Here is a 21,530-nt window from a genome sequence, read left to right on the forward strand (position 1 = left end):
GACCAAATTTCTGAAAAACTTTTGGGAAATGAAGCAGGAATCTGCTAACGGGAGACGAAACAATAGGCGAGTGGTGTAAAGTGGGTCAAAGTGGGGTCGGATGGGTGGGTGACGACGGATGTTTATGGGCGAGTTCCAGCATGCGCTCGATGACAAAGGTCGTCTCACCATGCCCGGTAAATTTCGGGACCATCTGAATGGAACGTTTGTCATGACGCGCGGTTTAGACGGTTGCATTTTTGTCTACCCAGCGGCGGAATGGGAGACGATAGAAAGAAAGTTGAAGTCTCTACCTATGACTCGTGCGGATGCCCGCTCTTTCGTTCGAATGTTTTTTTCTGGTGCCAGCGAGTGTGAATTGGACAAGCAAGGGAGAGTATTGGTTCCCTCGGTGCTGAGAGAGCACGCTGGTTTACAGAAAGATTGCGTTGTCCTCGGTGTCTCGAACCGCGTTGAAGTGTGGAGTCAAGAACGGTGGACCCCCTATGCCAACGTTGCAGAAAGCCAATTTGCCGAGTTGGCAGAACAATTGACGGACTTGGAGTTTTAGACCACATTTCAGTCTTTGCAAGGGGGTCCAGCCACCGTGTTTGTTCACGAGACGGTCCTGCTGCAGGAAACCTTGACGGCTCTGCAGCCCGCCGATGGTGGCACGTTTATCGATTGCACTGTTGGAGGCGGCGGTCACACGGAGCAGTTGTTGCGAGCTTCGGCGCCGACGGGCAGAGTTCTTGGGTTGGACCAAGATGACGCAGCCCTGGCCGCAGCAAATCTCCGATTGCATGAATTCACCGACCGTCTCGAACTGGTGCGCACGAACTTTCGGCACATCGAGTCGGTTGCTCGTTCCACGGATTTTTCTCCAGCAGATGGCATTGTTTTTGATTTGGGTGTATCTTCTCCTCAATTTGACGTGACGGAACGAGGCTTTACCTACCGTGAAGACGGCCCTCTAGATATGCGCATGGACAGGCGCCAAGTCGTGACGGCCGCGCACTTGTTGGCAGAATTGCCGGAAGACGAGTTGGCACAAATTTTCTTCCAGTATGGCGAAGAGCGATTTGCCCGGCGCATTGCTGCCAACATAGTCGAACGACGCAGTCAGAAGCCGCTGACGACTACAAAAGAACTTGCGGAAATTGTCAAGGAATCCATTCCTGCGGCCACTCGGCGCACCGGACCACATCCGGCCCGGCGAACATTTCAGGCACTGCGCATGGCCGTCAACGAAGAGTTGAAGGCATTGGAAGAGGGAGTTCGTGGAGCGTTTCAAGTACTCTCATCCGGCGGTAGACTCGCTGTCATTTCGTTCCATTCCTTGGAAGACCGGATGGTCAAGTCCCTATTCCGCGAGTTTGCAGAAGGCTGCATTTGCCCCCCAGATTTCCCCGTTTGTCGCTGTGGACGCCAGCCGATGGCGAAACTGGTGCCACGCAAAGCCATCGTTCCAAGCGAGCGAGAAGTGGCGGAAAATCCGCGAGCGAGATCGGCCAAATTACGCGTTCTAGAAAAATTGTAACGGATGCGCTCGGGCGCAGTGACACATAGGAAAAGCGCAGAGGAGATGACAGAATGTCGGTAGCAAGACAGATGGCGGTACCAGTGGAGCGTCCAGCAACGCAGAGACAGTCAGAACAGGGGCGTGTCCATCGGCCGCAAAATGCCGCAGTGGGCATGAAAATGTCGCGCAACATTGCGAGCATGATTCTTTGTGTCAGCATTGCGTTGGTCGCCATGTGGCTGATTTCAGGACAGGGTGCCAAGACGTACAGCTTGACCTACGCAAACGTCGGTCTGCAGACAAAAATTGCACAACTGTCCGCGGACAATGCAAGTTTGCGCACTCAAGTTGACACGTTGGAGCGGCCCTCGCGCATTCTTGCATTGGCTAAAAAATACCATATGCAATATATCGATCCGCTACAGATTCCTGCCTCTTCTTCCAACTGACTCTGCGCCGACCTAGTGCTCTCTCTTCTAGTCTGGGGATTGTCCGCATAGGATAGTGCCGATGAAACAGGCTGGGAGGAGAGGAACGTGCGCGTTACTCCGAGACTCATTCGACGTAGACTATCTCTGCTTTTGCTCTGTCTCCTACTCGCCATTGGAGGTCTCGTTGGTCGGTTGATGTATATTCAAGTCGTTCAAGCCAACTGGCTCGGCCGCCAGGCGCGCGAACTGTGGAGTCGGAACATACCCGTCCAAGGCGTTCGTGGAAGCATTCTGGACAGTCGCGGACAGGCGATTGTCTATACGGCGACCGCGTTGACCGTTCTGGCCGTACCCTCTCAAATTTCCGACAAGGTGACCACTGCCAAGGCGCTGTCGCCCATCTTAGGAATGCCGGTGGATGCAATTTTGGCCAAGTTACAAAAAAAGGCATCCATGGTTTACATTAATCCTGGCGGGCGCCGTCTCACCGATGCTAAAGCCGAACAGGTGCGCTCTCTAAAACTCGCGGGCATCTATCTCACTGAAGAAGGTCGGCGCGTCTATCCCTATGCCGATCTCGCTGCGTCTGTGGTAGGAATTACCGGTGGCGATGGTCAAGGACTGACGGGGATTGAGCGCGAATATGACAAGGTGCTGTCCGGCAAGCGCGGGGCGATTCTTTATTATGCCAACAACAAAGGTCAGCGCATGCCGGGAGAAGGCGATGACTTTTTGCCGCCTGTCAACGGGGATGACGTTCAACTCACCATCGACAAGTCCATTCAGGAGTACGTGCAGCGCGAGATTGAGCGCGTGGTTGCGGAGTACAATCCAGATAAGGTGACGGCGATTGTAGCCAATCCTCGCACGGGTGCGATTTTGGCGATGGCCAATTATCCAACGTTCAATCCGGCCGATTGGCGTAATTACCCGGCATCTACGTATAATCACAATCTCGCCATCTGGCAAACGTTTGAACCCGGCAGTACCTTCAAAATTGTGACGCTGTCCGCAGCCCTTCAAGAGCACAAAGTGAATCTCAGCGATAAGTTTTACGATCCGGGTTATTACGAGGTGGCAGGGCACCGCATACGCTGCTGGAAAGCGGGTGGACATGGGTCGGAAAGCTACCTGAATGTCGTCGAGAACTCCTGCAATCCCGGGTTTATTGCTCTAGGAGAGCGACTCGGAAAAGATTCTCTGTTCTCTTACATCAAGAAATTTGGCTTTGGCTCGAAGACTGGTATCGACTTACCGGGCGAAGGCAATGGAATCCTTTTTAAGCTCAATAAAGTAGGGCCACTCGAACTCGCGACCACCTCTTTCGGCCAAGGTGTGTCGGTCACTCCGATTCAGCAGGTCATGGCGATGTCGGCCATTGCGAACGGTGGCAAACTCATGCGCCCGTATGTCGTGCAAGATATTATTAACCCAGTGAATCACCAAGTGGTCGACGAGACGAAGCCGACAGAGGTGCGCCAAGTCATCACGCCTCAGGTAGCATCGGAAGTTCGGGGGGCGCTGGAGAGCGTGGTCGCCAACGGATCGGGCGGCGGAGCCTATATTGACGGCTACCGGGTGGCGGGTAAGACAGGCACAGCGCAAGTGGCGAAAAATGGGCGATACGAGAGCGGGCATTACATTGTTTCGTTCATCGGCATGGCGCCTGCAAACAATCCTCAGTTGGTCGCGTACATTGCGATTGATTATCCGCGGCCCAAGAATCAACCCGTCTTTGGCGGCGTGATTGCGGCGCCGATTGTCGGTCGTATTCTCGCGGACAGCTTGGCGCATATGGGCGTTCCGAAAAGTAACGAGGGACCTGCAAAACGACTGCGCTGGGGCGACGTCATACCTGTCAGTCTTCCGAATTTTGTTGGTTTGACGTTGAAGCAGGCCCAAGCGTTGGCCATCTCGAATAGTTCTCAAATCAAGACGACGCTCGTCGGGTCGGGGAAATACGTGGTTGCTCAAGCTCCGTCTGGTGGATCGAGAGTGCCAGAGGGGTCGACGGTGCGTTTGATTCTCGGCGATGAACCGCCGGCGTCTGCCAATTGAACGGCGCTCTAGCCATCGCAGCTTTCGCAATTGACAGAGCAAGATAGAATAGAGTGGGTTAGATGCAGGCAGTTAGGGGAGGTTTTTGTGTGCGCTTGCGGGAATTGTTGGTGCCTTTTGTTCGAGTGCGCGTCATAGGCGAGGGGAATCCAGAAATTACGGCAGTTACGGCAGATTCTCGGGAGGTTACGCCGGGAGCCTTGTTCGTTGCACTGCGTGGATATACAGTGGATGGTCACCAATACGTGGAAGATGCCGTGCGTGCGGGAGCGAGCGCTGTGGTCGTGGAGACAGAACTGCCTGGCTTGCCAGTGCCGCAAGTCGTACTGCCGGACACGCGAGCGGCAAGTGCCAAGCTCGCAACCGTCTTTTATGGCTTCCCGTCCAACCGACTGTCTGTGGTCGGCGTCACGGGGACCAACGGCAAGACGACGACCACGCAGTTGATTGCGAGAATTTTAGAAACTCGTGGTGCAACTGTCGGTGTGATTGGCACGATTGGCAAGCGCGTTGGTGAGCAGACGACGGAGTTGACGAATACCACGCCGGATGCCATCGCTTTGCAGAAGATGCTTGCCGAGATGGTTCATGCGAAGTGCTCTCACGTCGTCATGGAGGCGTCTTCGCACGCGCTCGAAGAAGGTCGTCTGGCAGGCACTCGCTTTCAAACGGCGGTGTTCACGAATTTGACACAAGACCACCTCGACTTTCACGGGACGATGGAGGCATACAAAGCGGCCAAGGCAAAATTGTTCTCGCGCCTTGGCAATCAGTTTCCCGACAATCTGGAACAGTGCCCAGTGGCCGTGCTCAATGCCGACGATGAGGCAAGCGACGATTATCGCCGCCAGACGGTTCAGGAAGTGCTCACCTACGGTATTTTGCAACTCGCCGATGTGATGGCAAAAGACGTTTTGGTGCGCGCTGAAGGTGTGTCTTTCCGGGTCGAATCGTTTGCTGGTGAAGCGGACGTACATCTGCAACTGACAGGTCGATTCAATGTCTACAATGCGCTCGCGGCGCTGACAACTGCCCTTTCTCTGCGCATTCCGCTGGCGGATGCAGCGGCCGCTTTGGAAACCGTCGCGGGCGTGGCAGGGCGTTTTGAACGGGTTGTCGCCGGGCAGGACTTCACGGTTCTGGTCGACTACTCACACACTCCGGACAGCCTCGAAAATGCGCTTCAAACCGTGCGCGAATTTGCTGAAGCGCGTGTTTTTACTGTTGTTGGCTGTGGTGGAGACCGAGACCGGACCAAGCGGCCAATCATGGCCAAGATAGCGGGCGATTATAGTGACCTCGTCATATTGACGAGCGACAATCCGCGGACCGAAGACCCGGAGCGGATTCTCGACGACATGGAGGCTGGCATAAACGTGCCCCATGAACGCCTCGTTGACAGAAAGACGGCCATTGCCCGCGCCGTCTCGTTGGCGAGTGCCAAAGACGTGGTACTCATCGCTGGAAAGGGTCATGAAACCTATCAAATTTTAGGTCGAACGAAAATTCATTTTGACGATCGCGAAGAAGCTCGCGCAGCCATTCTGGCCAAGCGGCAAGACGCATAGGAGGCGACCTAGGTGGATTTTCGTGCGCTTCTCTTGACCGCGCTGGCAGCGTTCGCGATTGCGGCACTGCTCGGTCCCATCTGCATTCCTTTTTTGCATCGTTTGAAATTTGGGCAAAGCATTCGCGATGAAGGGCCCAAGCATCACCAAAAAAAGTCGGGGACGCCAACCATGGGCGGCATTCTTATTGTCGTCGCCGTGATTTTGACGACGCTGCGCTTTGCTGCGACGAATGTCGACGTCTTGTTGATTTTGTTCACTACAGTCGCCTTTGGTCTGATTGGTTTTGCAGACGATTTCATCAAAGTCGTGAAAAAGCGCAATTTAGGACTGCGGGCGGGCCAAAAATTGTTCTGGCAGACCGCGGTCACGGTCGTCGTCTTTGTGGTCATGTGGTACGTCCGCGGGCGGTCACTTGACGGTTTTTCCGTCTCTGTACCGTTCACGACCGTGGTGATTCCGATGGGCATCTTCTATCTGTTGTTTTTATTCTTTGTTCTAGTTGGCACCTCGAACGGTGTCAATTTGACCGATGGACTGGATGGACTGTTGGCAGGCTGTGCGGCCATTGTCTTCATTGCGTATGCTATTTATGCTATGTGGCACACGGAATACAACGTGGCCATTTTCTGTGCTTCGATGGTCGGTGCTCTGCTTGGCTTTCTCGTACACAATCGACATCCAGCGCGCGTTTTTATGGGAGACACAGGAAGTCTTGCGATTGGCGGCGCGCTCGCGATGGTTGCCGTCCTGACACATACGGAACTCGGCCTAGTCTTGTTTGGCTTGATTTTTGTCGTGGAGACCTTGTCTGTCATTTTGCAGGTCGCTTCATTCAAAGCCTTTGGCCGCCGCATTTTTCGAATGAGCCCACTTCACCATCACTTTGAATTGCTCGGTTGGTCCGAATGGGAAGTGGTTCTTGGATTTTGGCTAGCCACATTTCTCACCGCTTTTGGCACACTTGCCTTGTTTTCTCGATTAGGATGACCAGTCATGCTGAGTTTCTACGGGTCGAGTATAGAGATTGACCTCAGGCAAGATGTATGGATTTAGGCAGTGTGGAGGGAGAGAGGGTCATGCGGGAAGACATATCGGATTTGAGTGGACAAGCAGCAGCAACCGGACAACCACTCGTTTTGGTGGTCGGTCTGGCGCGAAGTGGGGAAGCCATTGCGAGACTTTTGCTGCGGCGCGGTTACCGTGTCTTGGTCAACGAACAGCGTGAGCGTTCTGCCTGTGAGCCCGCAGCGAGCCATCTTGAAACGCTTGGGTGTGACGGGGTTTACGGGGGGCATCCGCTGGACCTGCTTGACCAGCCCATTGCCTTTATTGTCAAAAATCCAGGTATTCCCTATCGAATGCCACTGATTGCACTGGCGATGGAACGCAGTATCCCAGTCTATACAGAGGTTGAGGTGGCTCTGTGGGATAAGCAGGTCACTGTGGCTGCCATCACCGGATCGAACGGAAAAACGACGACCACCACTCTGCTTGGGGAGATGCTTCGCCACGAGGGTCGCCAACCCGTGGTCGCCGGGAACATTGGCTTGCCAGTAGCTGCCGTGGTAGACGACATGACGGCCGACCAGCCGCTGGTTTTGGAGGTCTCTTCGTTTCAGCTCATGGGCACGGAGCGATTCCACCCACACCTGGGAGTTTTTCTTAACCTTTACTCGGCACATCTTGACTATCATGGTTCTCGGGAAGCTTACGCAGCGGCGAAATGGCGCCTTTTTGCAAACATGACGTCCGATGACGTGGCGATTATGAACTGGGATTTTGATGAGTTGCGTGAAGGCGCGAATCGAATTGCCGCAGGGGTGTTTCCATTTTCTTCGCGCGCATTAGACGGTGATGGTGTCTTTGTTCGGGATGACACGCTGTTCGCTCGTCGCAACGGGGAGACGCTGCGTCTACTTCCGATTGAAGAGATTGGGTTGGTCGGTCGCCACAACGTTGAAAATTGTGCGGCAGCGGCAGCTGCAGCGCTGATGCTCGGCGTCAACCCGCAGTCGATTGTTGCTGTTCTGCGGGAGTTTCGCGGCGTGGAGCATCGCCTTGAGTATGTTCGCACGGTGGCTGGCGTGTCGTATTATAACGATTCGAAGTCGACGAACTCTCAAGCTGCGCTGGCGTCCTTGGCTGCTTTTGCGAGCGGTGTCATCTGGATTGCTGGTGGCTTGGATCGCGGTGAAGACTTTAGTCCGCTCGTAGACGCACTGCAAAACAAAGTCGAAGCTGCGATTTTGCTTGGACAGAGCCAGAACTCCCTAGCCGCGGTCTGCGAGTTGGCTGGTGTGCCACAAATTCGCTGCGTCACATCGATTCCGGAAGCAGTTCTCGCTGCTCAGTCGGTTGCTGAATCGGGTCAGACCGTTCTCCTCTCGCCAGCCTGTGCGTCCTGGGACATGTTCTCATCCTTTGAGGAACGCGGGAGCATGTTCAAAGAAGCGGTGCATAGATTATAGCGTCACCCTAGGACAGCCTGGCTCGAAACTTGAGCCGTGGTTGGAAGGAGGTCGCTAGTTTCTGTGCTGACTTCGTCCGAACGCCGTAAAAGTTTGTTTCAAGCCGACTGGACGCTTCTTGTGACGACGCTCGTTCTTCTTTGCATCGGCATCACGATGGTGCACAGCGCCTCTTCCGTCCTGTCTGCCAGTAAATTTGGCGATCCGTTTTTTTACGCAAAGCGCCAATTTCTATGGGCGCTGCTTGGCGTGGCCGCTATGCTTTGGCTCTCCGACGTAGACTACCATCGCCTGCGCGCCATCGCTCCCAAGCTCGCCTTTCTCGCCTTCGTATTTCTCGGCGTGGTGTTGATTCCTGGAATTGGTGCGGTCCGAGGCGGTTCCCGCGCTTGGCTTGGCATTGGCTCGTTCGGCATTCAACCTTCTGAGTTGGCGAAATTCGCCATCATTCTCTTCTTGGCCCACTACTTGGCAGACGCGGGCGACCGTATGGAGTCTTTTACGCGCGGTCTGTTGCCGCCTCTGTTGCTCTCTTTAACCGCAGTTTTCTTAATTATGTTGGAACCGGATTTGGGGCAATCTGTAGTCCTTGTTGGTGCGGCAGTCGTCCTCTTGTTTGCCGCTGGCGCGCGAATACGCCATCTGCTGTATCTGGCCGCCGTGGGCTTACTGGGATTTGTAGCTCTGGTGGCCGCCGCTCCGTATCGGCTCGACCGGGTCACCGCTTTTTTGAATCCATGGAAGTATCCACTCAAAGAGGGCTATCAAATCATTCAGTCCCTCTATGCCATTGGGTCAGGTGGTGTTCTTGGTCTAGGACTCGGCCATAGTCATCAGAAATTCTTGTATCTTCCCGAACCGCAAACAGATTTTATTTTCTCCATCCTCGGCGAAGAACTCGGTTTGATAGGTGGGGTCATGGTCCTTCTCTTGTTTGGAATCTTAGTATGGCGCGGATTTCGAACGGCCATTTATGCGCAAGACGCATTTGGTTCGCTGCTTGCAGCTGGGATTACCGGCATGATTGCCATTCAGGTTTTAATCAATATCGGCGTGGTCACAGGTAGCATTCCAGCGACTGGAATTACACTGCCGCTCTTGTCGTATGGTGGTTCATCGCTTACTCTTATGCTCACGGGCATCGGTGTTGTGTTGAATGTATCGAAGCAAGCAGTCTTTCCAGTAGCGCCAAAGCGCAGAGAAATCCGTGGCTAGGTGCGCCCAGTGAAATGCGAGGATGGGGTTTGGCGTGAGGATTTTATTGACAGGCGGAGGGACAGGGGGACACATTTACCCTGCGCTCTCGGTGTGGAACTACTTGCATCAAGATACGAACGATGCGTCTGAAGTCTTGTACGTTGGAACGGAGCGCGGCTTGGAGCGAGACATTGTCCAGCGCGCTGGACTTCCTTTTATGGCCATTCACGCTGCAGGACTGCGGCGCGAGTTGTCTCTCTCGGCGCTCCGGACCGCTTTTCAAACGGTGCGTGGTTACCTCGAAGCGCGGCGGATCCTCAAAAACTTTTGTCCGGACGTCGTACTCGGAACAGGTGGCTATGTCACCTTGCCCGTCATTTTTGCGGCGCATGGGTTGGGCATTCCCAGCGTTGTCTGGGAAGGAAACGCGCAGCCGGGTTTGACGAATCTGCTCTGCGCGCGCCGCGCTACCGTGATGGCGGTGGCGCTTCCTGGTTCGGAGAGGGCCTTTAAAGCGGCTCGGCGAGTGGTTCTGACCGGACATCCGCGTGCTAGTGAAATTCGCCTCGCCGACGACGCGCGGCGCAGCGCGGCCCGACAACTGTATCGTCTGCGACCGGGGCGAAAAGTGATTCTCGTCTTCTGTGGCAGTCGTGGTGCGCAGACGGTCAATCAGACGGTTTTGCAGATGGCTGCTTTGAAGCTTCCGGAACGCCCTGACGTGCAACTTATTCTCGTCACAGGGCAAGCTAGTTACTCCGAAATGGAGCAACTGGCAAAGCGGTCCGACTTACCCGACAATGTGCAATTGGTACCGTTCGTCGACGACATGCCGGCCCTCCTTCCCCAAGTGGATGTGGTTGTGACGCGTGCGGGAGCAGGGACGGTCGCAGAGGTGGCATCCCTCGGTATTCCTGCAGTGCTCATTCCCTCTCCATATGTGACAGGCAATCATCAAGAACCGAATGCGGCGCGGCTCGTGAAACATGGCGCCGCGACGATGCTGTTGGAAAAAGACTTGACCGCCCCCACCTTATGGAATGCGGTAGCGAACTATCTGTCATCGTCACATTGGCGACAGGCGCATGCGGCGGCCCTCGAGTTAGCCACGCCGGACGCTGTCGACCGCTTGGCGAGTGTGGTGCTGGAAGCGGCCTCAAAGCGGTCTTGACAGATGGAAGCAGCCTCCAAGCGGTCTTGACAGATGGAAGCATTCTGGCTTTGATCCTTTCGTTTATCCACTTTATACTTTTTGACAGAATATTGATTGCAGGCTCAGCAAACGCGGGCAGCCCCCGCGCTTTTCTCTTTTTTTGAGGATGGCCCGTGGCTACTCGCGTGGATGAACGCGTGAGCCCATTTGTGACTTGTCAAACCATGAGTACAAGCTTTCCTCCTTGTCGCAAGAGCAGGCACCAAACGGCGCAGGGCGCATAGGATGCCTCACGGGGAATGGGCCAAGGCAAGTGGGGAATAGGTGGAGGTCAACATGAACCGAAGGACGTTTGAAAGTGCTTTGACGGAAGCTGGCGTTGGCCGCATTTTGCTCAACGAGTCTATGACGCGGCACACCACCTGGCGCATTGGCGGACCAGCCGATTATTTTGTGCTGCCGTCAACGGTTGAGGAACTGTCGCGAGCGGTTCGGCTGGCTGGCCAGTTTGGCGTGCCGTGGACCGTGATCGGCCGAGGTTCCAATTTACTTGTGCAGGACGGAGGACTGCGCGGATTGGTGATTAAACTCCACGACCAGTTCTCCGAGGTGTCCGTGTCCGGCTCGAGGTTGACGGCTCTGGCTGGGCGGTCGATTGTATCGCTGGCCGGGTTGGCGGTACGCGACAGCCTTGGGGGACTCGAGTTTGCGACGGGCATACCAGGGTCTGTTGGCGGCGCGGTGATGATGAACGCGGGGGCGCACGGAAGCGAGATATCGCGAGTGTTGGATTGGGCGGATGTGATGGACGGCTCTGGCGAAGTGCGGCGGTGGATGAGTTCAGATTTGGCTTTCGCGTATCGGTACAGCCGCCTCAAAGACGAACCTGGTATCGTCGTGCGCGCGCAGTTTCAATTGGAACCGGCAGACAAACAGGACATGGCGAATCAAATTAAAGCTTGGTCGCGTCGGCGTGCTGCCACGCAGCCGTTATCTCTTCCAAACTGTGGGTCTGTCTTTCGGAACCCAGCCAACGCCCATGCCGCAGAGTTAATTGAAATGGCAGGGTTGAAGGGCCTTTGCTGTGGAGACGCACAAATTTCCGACAAACATGCAAACTTTGTCGTCAACCGAGGTGCCGCTCGGGCGAGTGACGTGCTGTGGCTCATTCACCATGCGCAAGAAGTCGTTCGGGAACGTTTCGGATTAGAACTGGAAACGGAAGTTCGGATTATTGGGGAAACGGAAAAAGGGGGGTGACGAACGTGGATGTGTTCCAGGTTCGTGGGGGTATTCCTCTCGAAGGTGAGGTGCGCGTTTGCGGTGCTAAAAATGCGGCCCTGCCGATCCTTGCGGCCACCACGATGGTGCGTGGTGTGACGCGAATTGATGATGTTCCGGATTTGGAAGATGTGCGAGTCATGCTGGAGATCCTCCGCCGGCTCGGTGCGAAAGCGGAGTTTGTGAGTGCTGGTCTGGTGGAAGTCGATGCAACGGACATTTCGTCAACAAACGTGCCTGATGAGTTGATGCAGAAGATGCGTTCGTCGATATTTCTGATGGGGCCGCTACTCGCCCGCTTTGGCGAAGTGAGAGTTTCTAAGCCTGGAGGATGTGTCATTGGCCAGCGTCCGATTGATTACCATCTGCGCGGGATGCGCGAGCTAGGTGCCTCCATTGAAGAGCGTCATGGGTACATTCGCTGCTTCGCCCATCGCTTGGTGGGGACCGAATTGACACTTGACTTTCCGAGTGTCGGTGCGACGGAAAACTTGATGATGGCCGCCGTTCTGGCAGACGGTGAGACGGTGATAGAAAATGCGGCGCGCGAGCCAGAAATTGTCGATCTCGCTCGTTTCTTGCAGTCGTGTGGCGCCGTGGTCACGGGGGCTGGCGAACATCGAATGGTGATTCATGGCGTGCATCATCTGTCTGGGGCAAGCCACCGTGTCATTCCCGATCGGATTGTTGCCGGAACGTTGCTCTTGGCCGCCGCCGTGACGCGTGGGAGCGTGGTTCTGCGCAATGTCGAACCACTTCATCTGATGGCAGTTCTCGGCAAAATGCGAGAATCTGGGTTACACCTGAGAGTGTTGCGTGATATAATAGCGTGCGAAATGTCAGACGAGTTTTCTGCGGTCGACATTCGGACTGAGCCCTTTCCCGGTTTTCCGACGGATTTGCAGGCGCCGTTCATGAGTCTCTCGGCTCTGGCAAAAGGAACGAGTGTCTTTCGAGAGAATGTATTTGAAGCGCGGTATAAACATGTGGACGAATTGGTCCGCATGGGTGCAGATATCTCTGTAGACCTGCGAACCGCTGTGGTTCGGGGCGTGTCTAAGATGTCCGGGGCGACGGTTTGTGCGACCGATTTGCGGGGAGGTGCCGCGTTGGTCGTGGCGGCACTGGCGGCGGAAGGCCTGACAGAGTTGCGTGGGCTCCAGCACATTGACCGCGGTTATGAGTTTCTCGACCGTCAATTGTCCATGCTTGGGGCAGACGTGATTCGTACGCAGGTATCGAGATGAGGAAGGCGGTTTGTCCGCCTTTTCATTGGAGGGACAAGCTTTTGGCGCGTGCCGATGTTCGATTCGAGGAAGCGGAGCGTGCTCGTCGCAAGTCTCGAAATCGCAAGTTGGTCGTTGGTTTTTTTCTGTTTTTGGGCGTGGTGATTGCTCTGGAATCGCCTATCACGAGAGTTCGCCAGATTGTCGTGGAGGGCAATCGCGGCATTCCCTCGGCAAGTGTCGTTGCCCACTCCGGATTGTCTAAAGGAATGTCGCTGTGGCAGGTCAATGCGCGCTCTGTGTCGCGGGATTTGGCTCACTCGCTGGTGTTAGTGGAGTCGGCCTCCGTGCACACCGACTGGTGGAGCGGAAAAGTTCTTATCCGTGTCGCAGAAAAACACGTAGTAGCAGTTTACATGGCGAACGGTCGATTCTATAATTTGCTCAATGATGGCGACGTCTACACGTCAACGACTCCGACTACCGCTGTTTCGTTTCCACTGATTACTGCCAGTAATGACCACCCGGCTTTAGGATCGACGGTTTCCCCTGCGGTTTCGCTCTTGTGTGAGCAAATCGCGCATCTACCGCTGTTGGATTTGCAAAATGTCTCCGAACTACACGTGAGCCATGATGGAGATGCAGACGTCTACTTCAACAACGGGTTTGTGGCGGAGGGGCCCATTGGACATTTGTCGGTCTTGTTGCCGAAAATGAGACAGGCCATCGCCTATTTTGCTGGTAAAGGTTTTTCTCCAGGTTTTATCGATATGACTGGTGGTCCCCCTTATCGATATTCTCCTTTCGGTACATCGCGTAACACGCAACAGGGAGGTTGAAAGAGAGTGCGAACGCGCGCAAAACTCGCTGTTTCGCTCACCGTAGTCTCTACTTTTTTGGGGCTGATGGTTGGCGTTCAGTATCGACAGACGGCTGCGTCTGCCGCGCTCGGTCTGGGCTACAGCCGTTCCAGTGATGTCGATGCGCGCACCCTCCATGAATTGTCGGCGTTGCGCGCGGCTAATCAGACGGCGGAGCAACAATTGACCAACCTCAATGCTGAGTTGACAACCTATGAGCGGGAGTCTGCTGGTTCGAGTGCACGTCTTACGGCGCTACAGACGCGCCTCACGGACGAGCGCATTTTGGCAGGCATCACGGCTGTCGAGGGCCCAGGCGTCTCTGTTACGCTGAATGATGGTGCTTCGGGCGGATCGGACGTCGAACAGATTCTGACGCACGATTGGAACGTTCGCAGCGTCATGAATGAGATGTTTACGGCCGGGGCAGAAGCCGTTTCGATTAACGGCTACCGAGTGGTTGCGACTTCCGGCGTCTTTTGTAGTGGACCGGTGGTGCGTGTCAACGGGCATCGACTCGGTGCACCGTTCACGATTGATGCGATTGGGGACCCTACCACGCTGCGTTCCGCCTTGGATATCCCTGGAGGCATTTTGGATGTGTTGAGGCAACAAGGGCTGCGTGTGTCCATTCCACAAATAAAGCAGCATCTTGTCATGCCTGCATTTACAGGCAGTCTACCGGGCAGTATCAATACGCTAACGCCTTCACTTTCAACCACTGGCGCAGTGCAATGATAGGGATTTGGGAAGAAAAGGTGAGGTCGGAATGAAGCGAGGGACCATGTGGACTTGGACCGGAGTGGCTGCGGTATTTGGGTTCTTGCTCACCGTTCAATGGAGCCAGCATCCTTCGAGTCACGCCTCCGACGATAATTTCGTCAACGTCCGCACTCAGCTTACGGAGCAAGCGCAGGAACATCGCATTCTCGCTGCCGAAATCTCCAAACAGGCGGCTCTCTTGGCAGAGTATCATGCAGCGAGTGGCAGTAAGGCGAGCATGCGTCAGGCACTGCGCGAAGACGCAGAGACGGTTGCAGAAGAAGCAGGCACGGCGCCGTTTCGGGGCCCGGGCATTACGGCAACGATTGAAGACGACCCCTATTTGCCGTTTGTTCCGCAGTTCGCTGGTCAGTTTTATAAAGAATCAGACCAGTGGATACAGTTAATCGTCAATTACTTGTTTTCGAATGGGGCAGCAGCCATCTCCATCAATGGGCAGCGTCTTGTAACGACGTCGTCTATTCGACTGGTGGTCGGATTGGATGGCTTGGGGGGACTACAAATCAACACGCATCCGATTGCAATGCCGTATGTGATTACGGCCATCGGCAACATTGGTGACATGAAAGCAGCACTGACGGTCTTTCAAATCAAAAACTACTTAGCGGCCATGGGAGAGAATTTTGTGGTCAAGACGTACTCCGGGAAAGATGGACTGACCGTACCAGCGTACACGGGTCCGCTACCAGGCACCTGGGCGAAGGAGGTGACCAACCCGTGATTTGGCTCCCGGTTCTTGGGTTGGTGGTCGGCGCAGCCATTGGACTGGTGTCCAAGTGGACCATTCCCGTCGAATACTCTAGCTACTTGTCCATCGCCATTTTGGCAGCGCTCGACACGGTCTTCGGTGGAATTCGTGCCAGCTTAGAAAAGTCATTTGATGATACCGTGTTTCTCACCGGCTTTTTTACCAATATTTTGGTCGCGGCGCTCCTTGCATATATCGGGGTGCAGTTGGGTGTGGATTTGTATCTCGCTGCGGTCGTCGCGTTCGGCGTCCGACTTTTCCAAAACATCGCGGTCATTCGACGGATTGTGGTCGAGCAGGCCCAAGCGCGACGAAAAGCGCGCCAAACGTCGAATTAGAGTGGTTTTTGTCGAACAGAAGCCGTTTTGAAGGCCATGGCATTCGACAATTGGAGAGGGCATGGATAGCCTATCTTTAAAAAGTTTTATCTTTGGCAAGAGGATTGTCGGAAAGTATGTGGAAAGTATGAAGCAGACGTAGTCTACGGCTCTCAGGAGGTGCCAGACGCTTGGCCAAAGGGGATTATATTGTCAGTTTGGATATAGGCACTTCGAAAGTCCGTGCAATCATTGGAGAGTCAAATGGAACGAGCATGAATGTGATTGGGGTAGGTTCAGCCAATGGTGAGGGAATTCGCCATGGCGCGATTGTCGATATAGATTTGACAGTAGAGTCGATTCGTGAGGCAGTCGACCATGCCGAACGCATGGTCGGCATTCACATCGCTGCTGCGTATGTCGGCGTGTCAGGAAATCATATTCAGTTGCAGTCCAGCCATGGAGTCGTGGCTGTCTCTTCTCCGGACCGCGAAATTGGTGATGAGGACATTGAGCGCGTCTTGCAGCAGGCACGCGTCATTGCACTTCCGCCGGAGCGGGAAATTATTGATGTGGTCGCGAAAGAGTATGTTGTCGATGGTCTGCGAGGCATTGTCGACCCTCGTGGTATGCTCGGCGTTCGCCTTGAAGTCGACGCATATCTCATCACCGGGAGCCGCACAGCGATTCACAATGTGGTCCGGTGTGTCGAGAGAGCGGGAATCGAAGTTGCCAACTTAGTTCTGCTGCCACTCGCTGCGAGTCACATGGCACTCACGTCGGACGAGCGCAAACTCGGTGTGGCATTGGTTGATGTTGGTGCCGGAGCGACCTCCGTGTCCGTATTCACGAATGGGGTTCTGTCAGGGACAAGCATTATTCCAATGGGAGGCGACTATGTCACGCACGATATTGCCATAGGTCTGCGAACGCAGACGATTGCTGCCGAACAGGCCAAATTGCAACACGGTTGCGCTATGGTTGAAGTGGCGTCGGAGCATGAACATTTCCGAGTTCCAAGAATGGGCAGCAATCAGGAGACAGAGTACTCACAGTACGATTTGGCGACGATTATCGAGCCGCGCATGCAAGAAATATTTGCTCTCGTTCGCAAAGAAATTGACAAAATGGGCTACGGGCAGGAACTACCTGGAGGGTATGTCTTTCACGGTGGCGTGATGGCCATGCAGGGTGCCGGGAGATTAGCTTCGGAGGAGCTCGGTGCACCAGTGCGTGTCGCGGTCCCTGAATTTCTGGGCGTTCGTGACCCCTCTTTCATTAATGGTGTGGGCATTCTGTCGTATGCTGTGCGGGCCCATTTGAGGTCGCAGCCAGTAGAATCGGTTCTCTCATCGCGACCAACCAGAACGGGTGGAGGCTGGATGGCCAGATTGCGCGACTGGTGGCGCGACTTCGTATAAAATTGACGTTTCGTGAGTGGACGAATCGAGGAGGAGCACACATGCTGGAGTTTGATTTTGAAGCGGACGCGCTGGCCAATATAAAAGTCATTGGCGTCGGCGGCGGTGGCTGCAACGCCGTCAATCGCATGATTGAGTCGGGCGTGAAAGGCGTCGAGTTCATCGTGGTCAATACCGATGCACAGGCGTTGAAATTAGCCAAGTCGGAAGTGCGCCTGCAAATTGGAGAAAAATTAACTCGCGGATTGGGTGCTGGGGCCAATCCTGAAATCGGTAAGAAAGCCGCTGAAGAGAGTCGCGAGACGTTGGCGAATGCGCTTCGCGGCGCCGACATGGTTTTTGTTACGGCAGGGATGGGCGGCGGCACAGGAACTGGTGCTGCACCAGTCATCGCCGAGATTGCGAAAGAGCTTGGTGCATTGACCGTCGGAGTGGTCACAAAACCGTTTCGATTTGAGCAAAAGAAACGAATGAATCAAGCGGAACAAGGAGTGGCTCAGCTCAAAGAGAAAGTCGACACGCTCATCGTCATTCCAAATGACCGACTGCTCGAAATTGTCGACCGGAATACGCCTGTACTAGAAGCCTTCCGAGAGGCAGACAATGTCTTGCGTCAAGGTGTTTCTGGCATCTCGGATTTGATAGCAACGCCAGCTCTCATCAATGTCGACTTTGCGGATGTCAAGGCCATCATGACCGAGCGTGGCTCGGCGTTGATGGGTATTGGCATTTCGTCTGGGGAAAACAGGGCGACGGAGGCGGCTAAAAAAGCCATCTCCAGTCCGCTGCTCGAGACTTCGATTGACGGTGCTCGTGGTGTGCTGATGCACGTCGCGGGTGGCAATAACTTGAGCCTGTGGGAAGTCAATGAGGCGGCCGATATCGTGTCGACCACAGCAGATACGGATGTCAACATGATTTTTGGAGCGGCCATTGACCCTGAGTTAGAAGATGAAATCATCGTCACGGTCATAGCCACGGGCTTTGAACGGCAGGCGTCTGCAGCCCAGATGCCTGCCCGTGAGCCAGCGCGTGCCAATGTTTTGGGGGACATTGCTGCTACAGTCAGCACGAATGCGAACCCACCAAGCACCCCGGCGGCGGGCAATGGATGGGATGTACCAGCCTTTATCCGCAGGCGTGAGGGCAAATTGAATCGCGACCGCTGAAGCCACACAGCATAAACCGCGAAAAAGGATACGCGCAGTAAGCGCGTGGCCTCTTGTCACAACGCTTAAAATCGCGTCGGCTCCTTGGGGAGACGACGCGATTTTCGATTTTGCAGTCGGATGGGCATGTTGCGAGCCACGAGCATGTCTTCCGTAGCGCCCCCGTTTCGACAAAACCTCCTGAGATTTTAAGGCATGTTCCGACATCGTTTGTAATAGACCTAAAGTATACTGGGTCGCATCACGGACTGAGGTGACCCCAGTGGCAAAACCTGTCATCCCTGTCGTACCAGTGATTTATATTGATATCGTGTTCCTTATCAATCTTGTGATGGACGCCGTGCTCTTAGCGATGACGGCTTGGGTCACCAAGCGCCCCATCCGCTGGCGGCGCCTCATGTTGGGAGCGGCCATCGGAGCCGTTTACTCTCTGGTGCTGTTCGTACCGCCACTAGACTGGATGACATCGTGGCCCGGCAAAGCTATAGCCTCCCTGATTATGGTCTGGGTTGGCGTCGGGAGGAAGCATTGGCTCGACCTTGCAAGAAATTGTCTCGCCCTCTACTTTGTCGCATTCGTTCTAGCAGGAGCGGCCCTAGCCTTGCACTTCGCCATTCCAGGCGTCTCGCTCACGTCCGGAACCGTCATCACCAGACGCGGCATTGAATTCGGTACAAGCGGTGCCACCTTGGGCGTGTTGGTGGCCATTCCCGTCGCGTTTGCACTCATTTCTCAGATCACTCGGCGAGTGCGAGATGTTCGACGACTCGAGGGCTCTTTGCTCAAGGTGTCCATTAAAGTGGCGGACAAGACGTATCCCTGCACGGCTTTAGTAGACACCGGAAATTCGCTGTTTGACCCAGTCTCTCGATTACCAGTTTCTTTTGTCGATCTCGCTGTCGTCTCAGACAGTCTACCGTCGTCTTTAGTTACTGCCCTCACGTCCGGACAAGACCCAGTTGCTGCGCTCTATGCGCTCGATTTGGACGACCGGTCTCTGCGCTTTGCACTGATTCCCTTTCGAGGCGCGGGCAAAGGTCAGTCGATGGCTCTCGCAATTTTGCCAAGTAACATTTCCGTAGAACTAAACTCAGCGTGGACAGAAACGGCATCTCGTTCGTGGTTAGCGCTATCACCCCAGCCCTTGTCGCGAGACGGTCGATTTCAAGCAATCTTACATCCTCATTTAATTCTAGGAGATGACTCACTTGAAGATGTTTCGGCTAAATCCGCTGGTCGCACGCAAACTTCGCCTTCGCCTTCGTCTACTCTGGGTGCGGGTCCGGGTCAAACTCCAGGGCGGAGCGGATGAGGTCTACTATGTTGGAGGCAGTGAGGCTCTTCCGCCGCCACTCACGCGTGAAGAGGAAGAAATTTTAATCCAGAAATTGCCTAAAGGAGACAGCGTCGCCCGGTCCCTGTTGATTGAGCGCAACCTGCGACTGGTCGTGTACATAGCTCGCAAATTTGAGAACACGGGTGTTCACATTGAAGATTTAGTATCGATTGGAACCATTGGACTCATCAAGGCGGTCAATACGTTCGATCCTGAGAAAAAAATCAAACTCGCCACGTATGCTTCGCGCTGTATCGAAAATGAGATTTTAATGTTTTTGCGCCGGAACAACAAGTTGAAATCGGAAGTGTCGTTCGATGAACCGCTGAACGTAGATTGGGACGGAAACGAACTTCTTCTGTCGGATGTTCTTGGCACGGAGAGCGACACGATTACCCGCAATTTGGAAGAAGAAGTCGACCGCGAGTTGCTTTACGACGCACTGCAAAAACTGAGTGAGCGCGAAAAGCGCATTATGGAGTTGCGTTTCGGTCTCGGTCGCGGCAAAGAAATGACGCAAAAGGACGTCGCCGACTTGCTCGGCATTTCTCAATCGTACATTTCCCGCCTGGAAAAGCGGATATTGCGCCGTCTCCAAAAAGAGTTCAATCGGATGATTTGAGCGGATATTTCAGACTCCGCGTCCAGAGCGAATCGAACGTCCTTTAACGCACTTGCAAAGTCGACCGCTCCCCCCGTCTGCCCACCTCTCTGTGCATACATTGGTCGCCTCGGGAAATACTGAAACCACAGCGGCGACCATTGCGTCACCAGTCGAGGCATGCAGCACGGTTCGCATCTTGGGGGGAGACTTGGGTTGAAACGCAATAAGGTTGAAATCTGCGGAGTGAACACGTCTCAACTACCAGTTCTGTCCAACATACAAATGCGCGAGTTGTTCACCAAGCTTCAAAGTGGTGAAGTGGCGGCGCGGGAGACATTGGTCAATGGCAACTTGCGTCTCGTATTGTCCGTGATTCAACGGTTCAACAATCGTGGAGAGTATGTGGACGACCTATTTCAAGTGGGATGCATCGGACTGATGAAAGCGATTGACAATTTCGATCTCGGTCAAAACGTCCGCTTTTCCACCTACGCCGTTCCCATGATTGTCGGCGAAATCCGTCGCTATCTTCGCGACAATAATCCGATTCGCGTTTCGAGGTCTTTGCGGGATATCGCCTACAAAGCGCTGCAAATGCGCGACTTCTTGACAAACCAAAATCTGCGCGAGCCAACCATCCAGGAAATTGCTGAGAGAATGGAAATTCCGAAAGAAGATATCGTGTTTGCGTTGGATGCGATTCAAGATCCGGTTTCGATGTTCGAGCCCATCTATCACGATGGCGGCGACCCCATTTACGTCATGGACCAGATTCACGACGACAAAAACAAAGATACAACCTGGGTCGAAGAGATTGCGGTGCGTGAGGCCATGCAGAAATTGACGGATCGGGAACAAAAAATTTTAGCGATGCGCTTTTACGAGGGCAAGACGCAGATGGAGGTCGCTGAGGAAATAGGTATTTCCCAGGCGCAAGTGTCTCGTCTAGAAAAAACAGCCATACACCGTATGAATAAACATATTCAGTCGTAATGTGTCGCATGGTTAGCATATACATAAGACAACAGCGGGTTTCTTGAGGAAGGCGGCGATCCAACTGTGCGGATTTCCGACTTGCAATCAAAAGACGTGGTCAATGTGGGGGATGGCAAGCGGCTCGGCACGATTGGAGATCTTGATGTCGATCCCGATTCAGGGCTGATTCGCGCCATCATCATTCCGGTATCTGGTCGTTTTTTTGGCGTGGTGGGTGGCGGGCAGGATTACATCATTCCGTGGAACCAAATTGTAAAAATCGGATCGGACGTGATTCTGGTCGACTTGCGACCAGTTCACGAGACCTCGTATTATCTACCACAAGATTCGGGGAAGCGGACGACGGGCGGATATTGACCAAGAGTGGTCAAACGCCCGTCCTTTTTGTATGATCGAAGAGGGAGGGGTGC

General features: G+C 54.3%; 21 protein-coding genes. All 21 read left to right on the top strand.

Features of this window, described 5'->3' with window-relative positions; genetic code table 11:
* Positions 1 to 118: 118 nt before the first annotated feature.
* Entirely contained in the window at positions 119 to 550 is a 432-nt protein-coding gene (gene mraZ, locus M4I36_RS09335) for a division/cell wall cluster transcriptional repressor MraZ (RefSeq protein ID WP_258111447.1), read from the top strand.
* 36 nt (positions 551 to 586) lie between these two features.
* Positions 587 to 1,519 carry a 16S rRNA (cytosine(1402)-N(4))-methyltransferase RsmH gene (gene rsmH, locus M4I36_RS09340; protein WP_258111448.1) on the top strand — a complete coding sequence of 311 codons (933 nt, stop codon included), beginning with the start codon at positions 587 to 589 and terminating at the stop codon, positions 1,517 to 1,519.
* 53 nt (positions 1,520 to 1,572) lie between these two features.
* Positions 1,573 to 1,950, top strand: coding sequence for an FtsB/FtsL family cell division protein (locus M4I36_RS09345; protein ID WP_258111449.1), 378 nt, complete (start codon positions 1,573 to 1,575; stop codon positions 1,948 to 1,950).
* An 87-nt stretch (positions 1,951 to 2,037) separates the two neighbouring features.
* On the top strand, positions 2,038 to 3,990 hold the full coding sequence (locus M4I36_RS09350) for a stage V sporulation protein D (protein ID WP_258111450.1): 1,953 nt from the start codon (positions 2,038 to 2,040) through the stop codon (positions 3,988 to 3,990).
* Positions 3,991 to 4,079: 89 nt separating this feature from the next.
* Positions 4,080 to 5,558: a UDP-N-acetylmuramoyl-L-alanyl-D-glutamate--2,6-diaminopimelate ligase gene (locus M4I36_RS09355; RefSeq protein ID WP_258111451.1), complete on the top strand. Its 1,479-nt coding sequence runs from the start codon at positions 4,080 to 4,082 to the stop codon at positions 5,556 to 5,558.
* Positions 5,559 to 5,570: 12 nt separating this feature from the next.
* Complete coding sequence (mraY, locus tag M4I36_RS09360) at positions 5,571 to 6,548, top strand: phospho-N-acetylmuramoyl-pentapeptide-transferase (RefSeq protein WP_258111452.1); 978 nt, start codon at positions 5,571 to 5,573, stop codon at positions 6,546 to 6,548.
* An 89-nt stretch (positions 6,549 to 6,637) separates the two neighbouring features.
* Positions 6,638 to 8,029, top strand: coding sequence for a UDP-N-acetylmuramoyl-L-alanine--D-glutamate ligase (murD, locus tag M4I36_RS09365; RefSeq protein ID WP_258111453.1), 1,392 nt, complete (start codon positions 6,638 to 6,640; stop codon positions 8,027 to 8,029).
* Between the two features lie 66 nt (positions 8,030 to 8,095).
* The gene (spoVE, locus tag M4I36_RS09370) at positions 8,096 to 9,244 is read left to right on the top strand and encodes a stage V sporulation protein E (RefSeq protein WP_258111543.1); all 1,149 of its coding nucleotides are present in this window, start codon (positions 8,096 to 8,098) and stop codon (positions 9,242 to 9,244) included.
* Between the two features lie 34 nt (positions 9,245 to 9,278).
* Entirely contained in the window at positions 9,279 to 10,397 is a 1,119-nt protein-coding gene (gene murG / locus M4I36_RS09375) for an undecaprenyldiphospho-muramoylpentapeptide beta-N-acetylglucosaminyltransferase (protein WP_258111454.1), read from the top strand.
* A gap of 318 nt (positions 10,398 to 10,715) precedes the next feature.
* Entirely contained in the window at positions 10,716 to 11,639 is a 924-nt protein-coding gene (gene murB / locus M4I36_RS09380) for a UDP-N-acetylmuramate dehydrogenase (protein ID WP_258111455.1), read from the top strand.
* A gap of 5 nt (positions 11,640 to 11,644) precedes the next feature.
* Positions 11,645 to 12,907, top strand: coding sequence for a UDP-N-acetylglucosamine 1-carboxyvinyltransferase (gene murA, locus M4I36_RS09385; protein WP_258111456.1), 1,263 nt, complete (start codon positions 11,645 to 11,647; stop codon positions 12,905 to 12,907).
* A 41-nt stretch (positions 12,908 to 12,948) separates the two neighbouring features.
* The gene (locus M4I36_RS09390; protein WP_258111457.1) at positions 12,949 to 13,725 is read left to right on the top strand and encodes a cell division protein FtsQ/DivIB; all 777 of its coding nucleotides are present in this window, start codon (positions 12,949 to 12,951) and stop codon (positions 13,723 to 13,725) included.
* Positions 13,726 to 13,731: 6 nt separating this feature from the next.
* Positions 13,732 to 14,484: a DUF881 domain-containing protein gene (locus M4I36_RS09395; RefSeq protein WP_258111458.1), complete on the top strand. Its 753-nt coding sequence runs from the start codon at positions 13,732 to 13,734 to the stop codon at positions 14,482 to 14,484.
* A 31-nt stretch (positions 14,485 to 14,515) separates the two neighbouring features.
* The gene (locus M4I36_RS09400) at positions 14,516 to 15,250 is read left to right on the top strand and encodes a DUF881 domain-containing protein (protein WP_258111459.1); all 735 of its coding nucleotides are present in this window, start codon (positions 14,516 to 14,518) and stop codon (positions 15,248 to 15,250) included.
* Positions 15,250 to 15,615, top strand: a complete 366-nt coding sequence (locus M4I36_RS09405; protein WP_258111544.1) for a small basic family protein — start codon at positions 15,250 to 15,252, stop codon at positions 15,613 to 15,615. The genes M4I36_RS09400 and M4I36_RS09405 overlap by 1 nt, the downstream gene beginning before the upstream one ends.
* Positions 15,616 to 15,785: 170 nt before the next feature.
* A complete protein-coding gene (gene ftsA / locus M4I36_RS09410; protein WP_258111460.1) occupies positions 15,786 to 17,015 on the top strand; it encodes a cell division protein FtsA in 1,230 nt (409 codons plus the stop codon).
* Between the two features lie 41 nt (positions 17,016 to 17,056).
* On the top strand, positions 17,057 to 18,184 hold the full coding sequence (gene ftsZ / locus M4I36_RS09415) for a cell division protein FtsZ (protein ID WP_258111461.1): 1,128 nt from the start codon (positions 17,057 to 17,059) through the stop codon (positions 18,182 to 18,184).
* Positions 18,185 to 18,446: 262 nt separating this feature from the next.
* Positions 18,447 to 19,496, top strand: coding sequence for a sigma-E processing peptidase SpoIIGA (locus tag M4I36_RS09420; RefSeq protein WP_258111462.1), 1,050 nt, complete (start codon positions 18,447 to 18,449; stop codon positions 19,494 to 19,496).
* The gene (gene sigE / locus M4I36_RS09425) at positions 19,399 to 20,142 is read left to right on the top strand and encodes an RNA polymerase sporulation sigma factor SigE (protein WP_258111545.1); all 744 of its coding nucleotides are present in this window, start codon (positions 19,399 to 19,401) and stop codon (positions 20,140 to 20,142) included. The genes M4I36_RS09420 and sigE overlap by 98 nt, the downstream gene beginning before the upstream one ends.
* Positions 20,143 to 20,337: 195 nt before the next feature.
* A complete protein-coding gene (gene sigG / locus M4I36_RS09430) occupies positions 20,338 to 21,117 on the top strand; it encodes an RNA polymerase sporulation sigma factor SigG (RefSeq protein WP_258111463.1) in 780 nt (259 codons plus the stop codon).
* Between the two features lie 66 nt (positions 21,118 to 21,183).
* Entirely contained in the window at positions 21,184 to 21,477 is a 294-nt protein-coding gene (locus M4I36_RS09435; RefSeq protein WP_258111464.1) for a YlmC/YmxH family sporulation protein, read from the top strand.
* Positions 21,478 to 21,530 lie beyond the last annotated feature (53 nt).

This window comes from Alicyclobacillus sp. SP_1, from assembly GCF_024706985.1.
Lineage (GTDB): Bacteria > Bacillota > Bacilli > Alicyclobacillales > Alicyclobacillaceae > Alicyclobacillus_I.

What these genes read in the sequence shown, in the direction of transcription:
- mraZ (WP_258111447.1), top strand. Translation starts at nt 119, where the DNA reads ATGTTTATGGGCGAGTTCCAGCATGCGCTCGATGACAAAGGTCGTCTC.
- M4I36_RS09345 (WP_258111449.1), top strand. Translation starts at nt 1,573, where the DNA reads ATGTCGGTAGCAAGACAGATGGCGGTACCAGTGGAGCGTCCAGCAACG.
- murD (WP_258111453.1), top strand. Translation starts at nt 6,638, where the DNA reads ATGCGGGAAGACATATCGGATTTGAGTGGACAAGCAGCAGCAACCGGA.
- murB (WP_258111455.1), top strand. Translation starts at nt 10,716, where the DNA reads ATGAACCGAAGGACGTTTGAAAGTGCTTTGACGGAAGCTGGCGTTGGC.
- M4I36_RS09400 (WP_258111459.1), top strand. Translation starts at nt 14,516, where the DNA reads ATGAAGCGAGGGACCATGTGGACTTGGACCGGAGTGGCTGCGGTATTT.
- ftsZ (WP_258111461.1), top strand. Translation starts at nt 17,057, where the DNA reads ATGCTGGAGTTTGATTTTGAAGCGGACGCGCTGGCCAATATAAAAGTC.
- sigE (WP_258111545.1), top strand. Translation starts at nt 19,399, where the DNA reads ATGTTTCGGCTAAATCCGCTGGTCGCACGCAAACTTCGCCTTCGCCTT.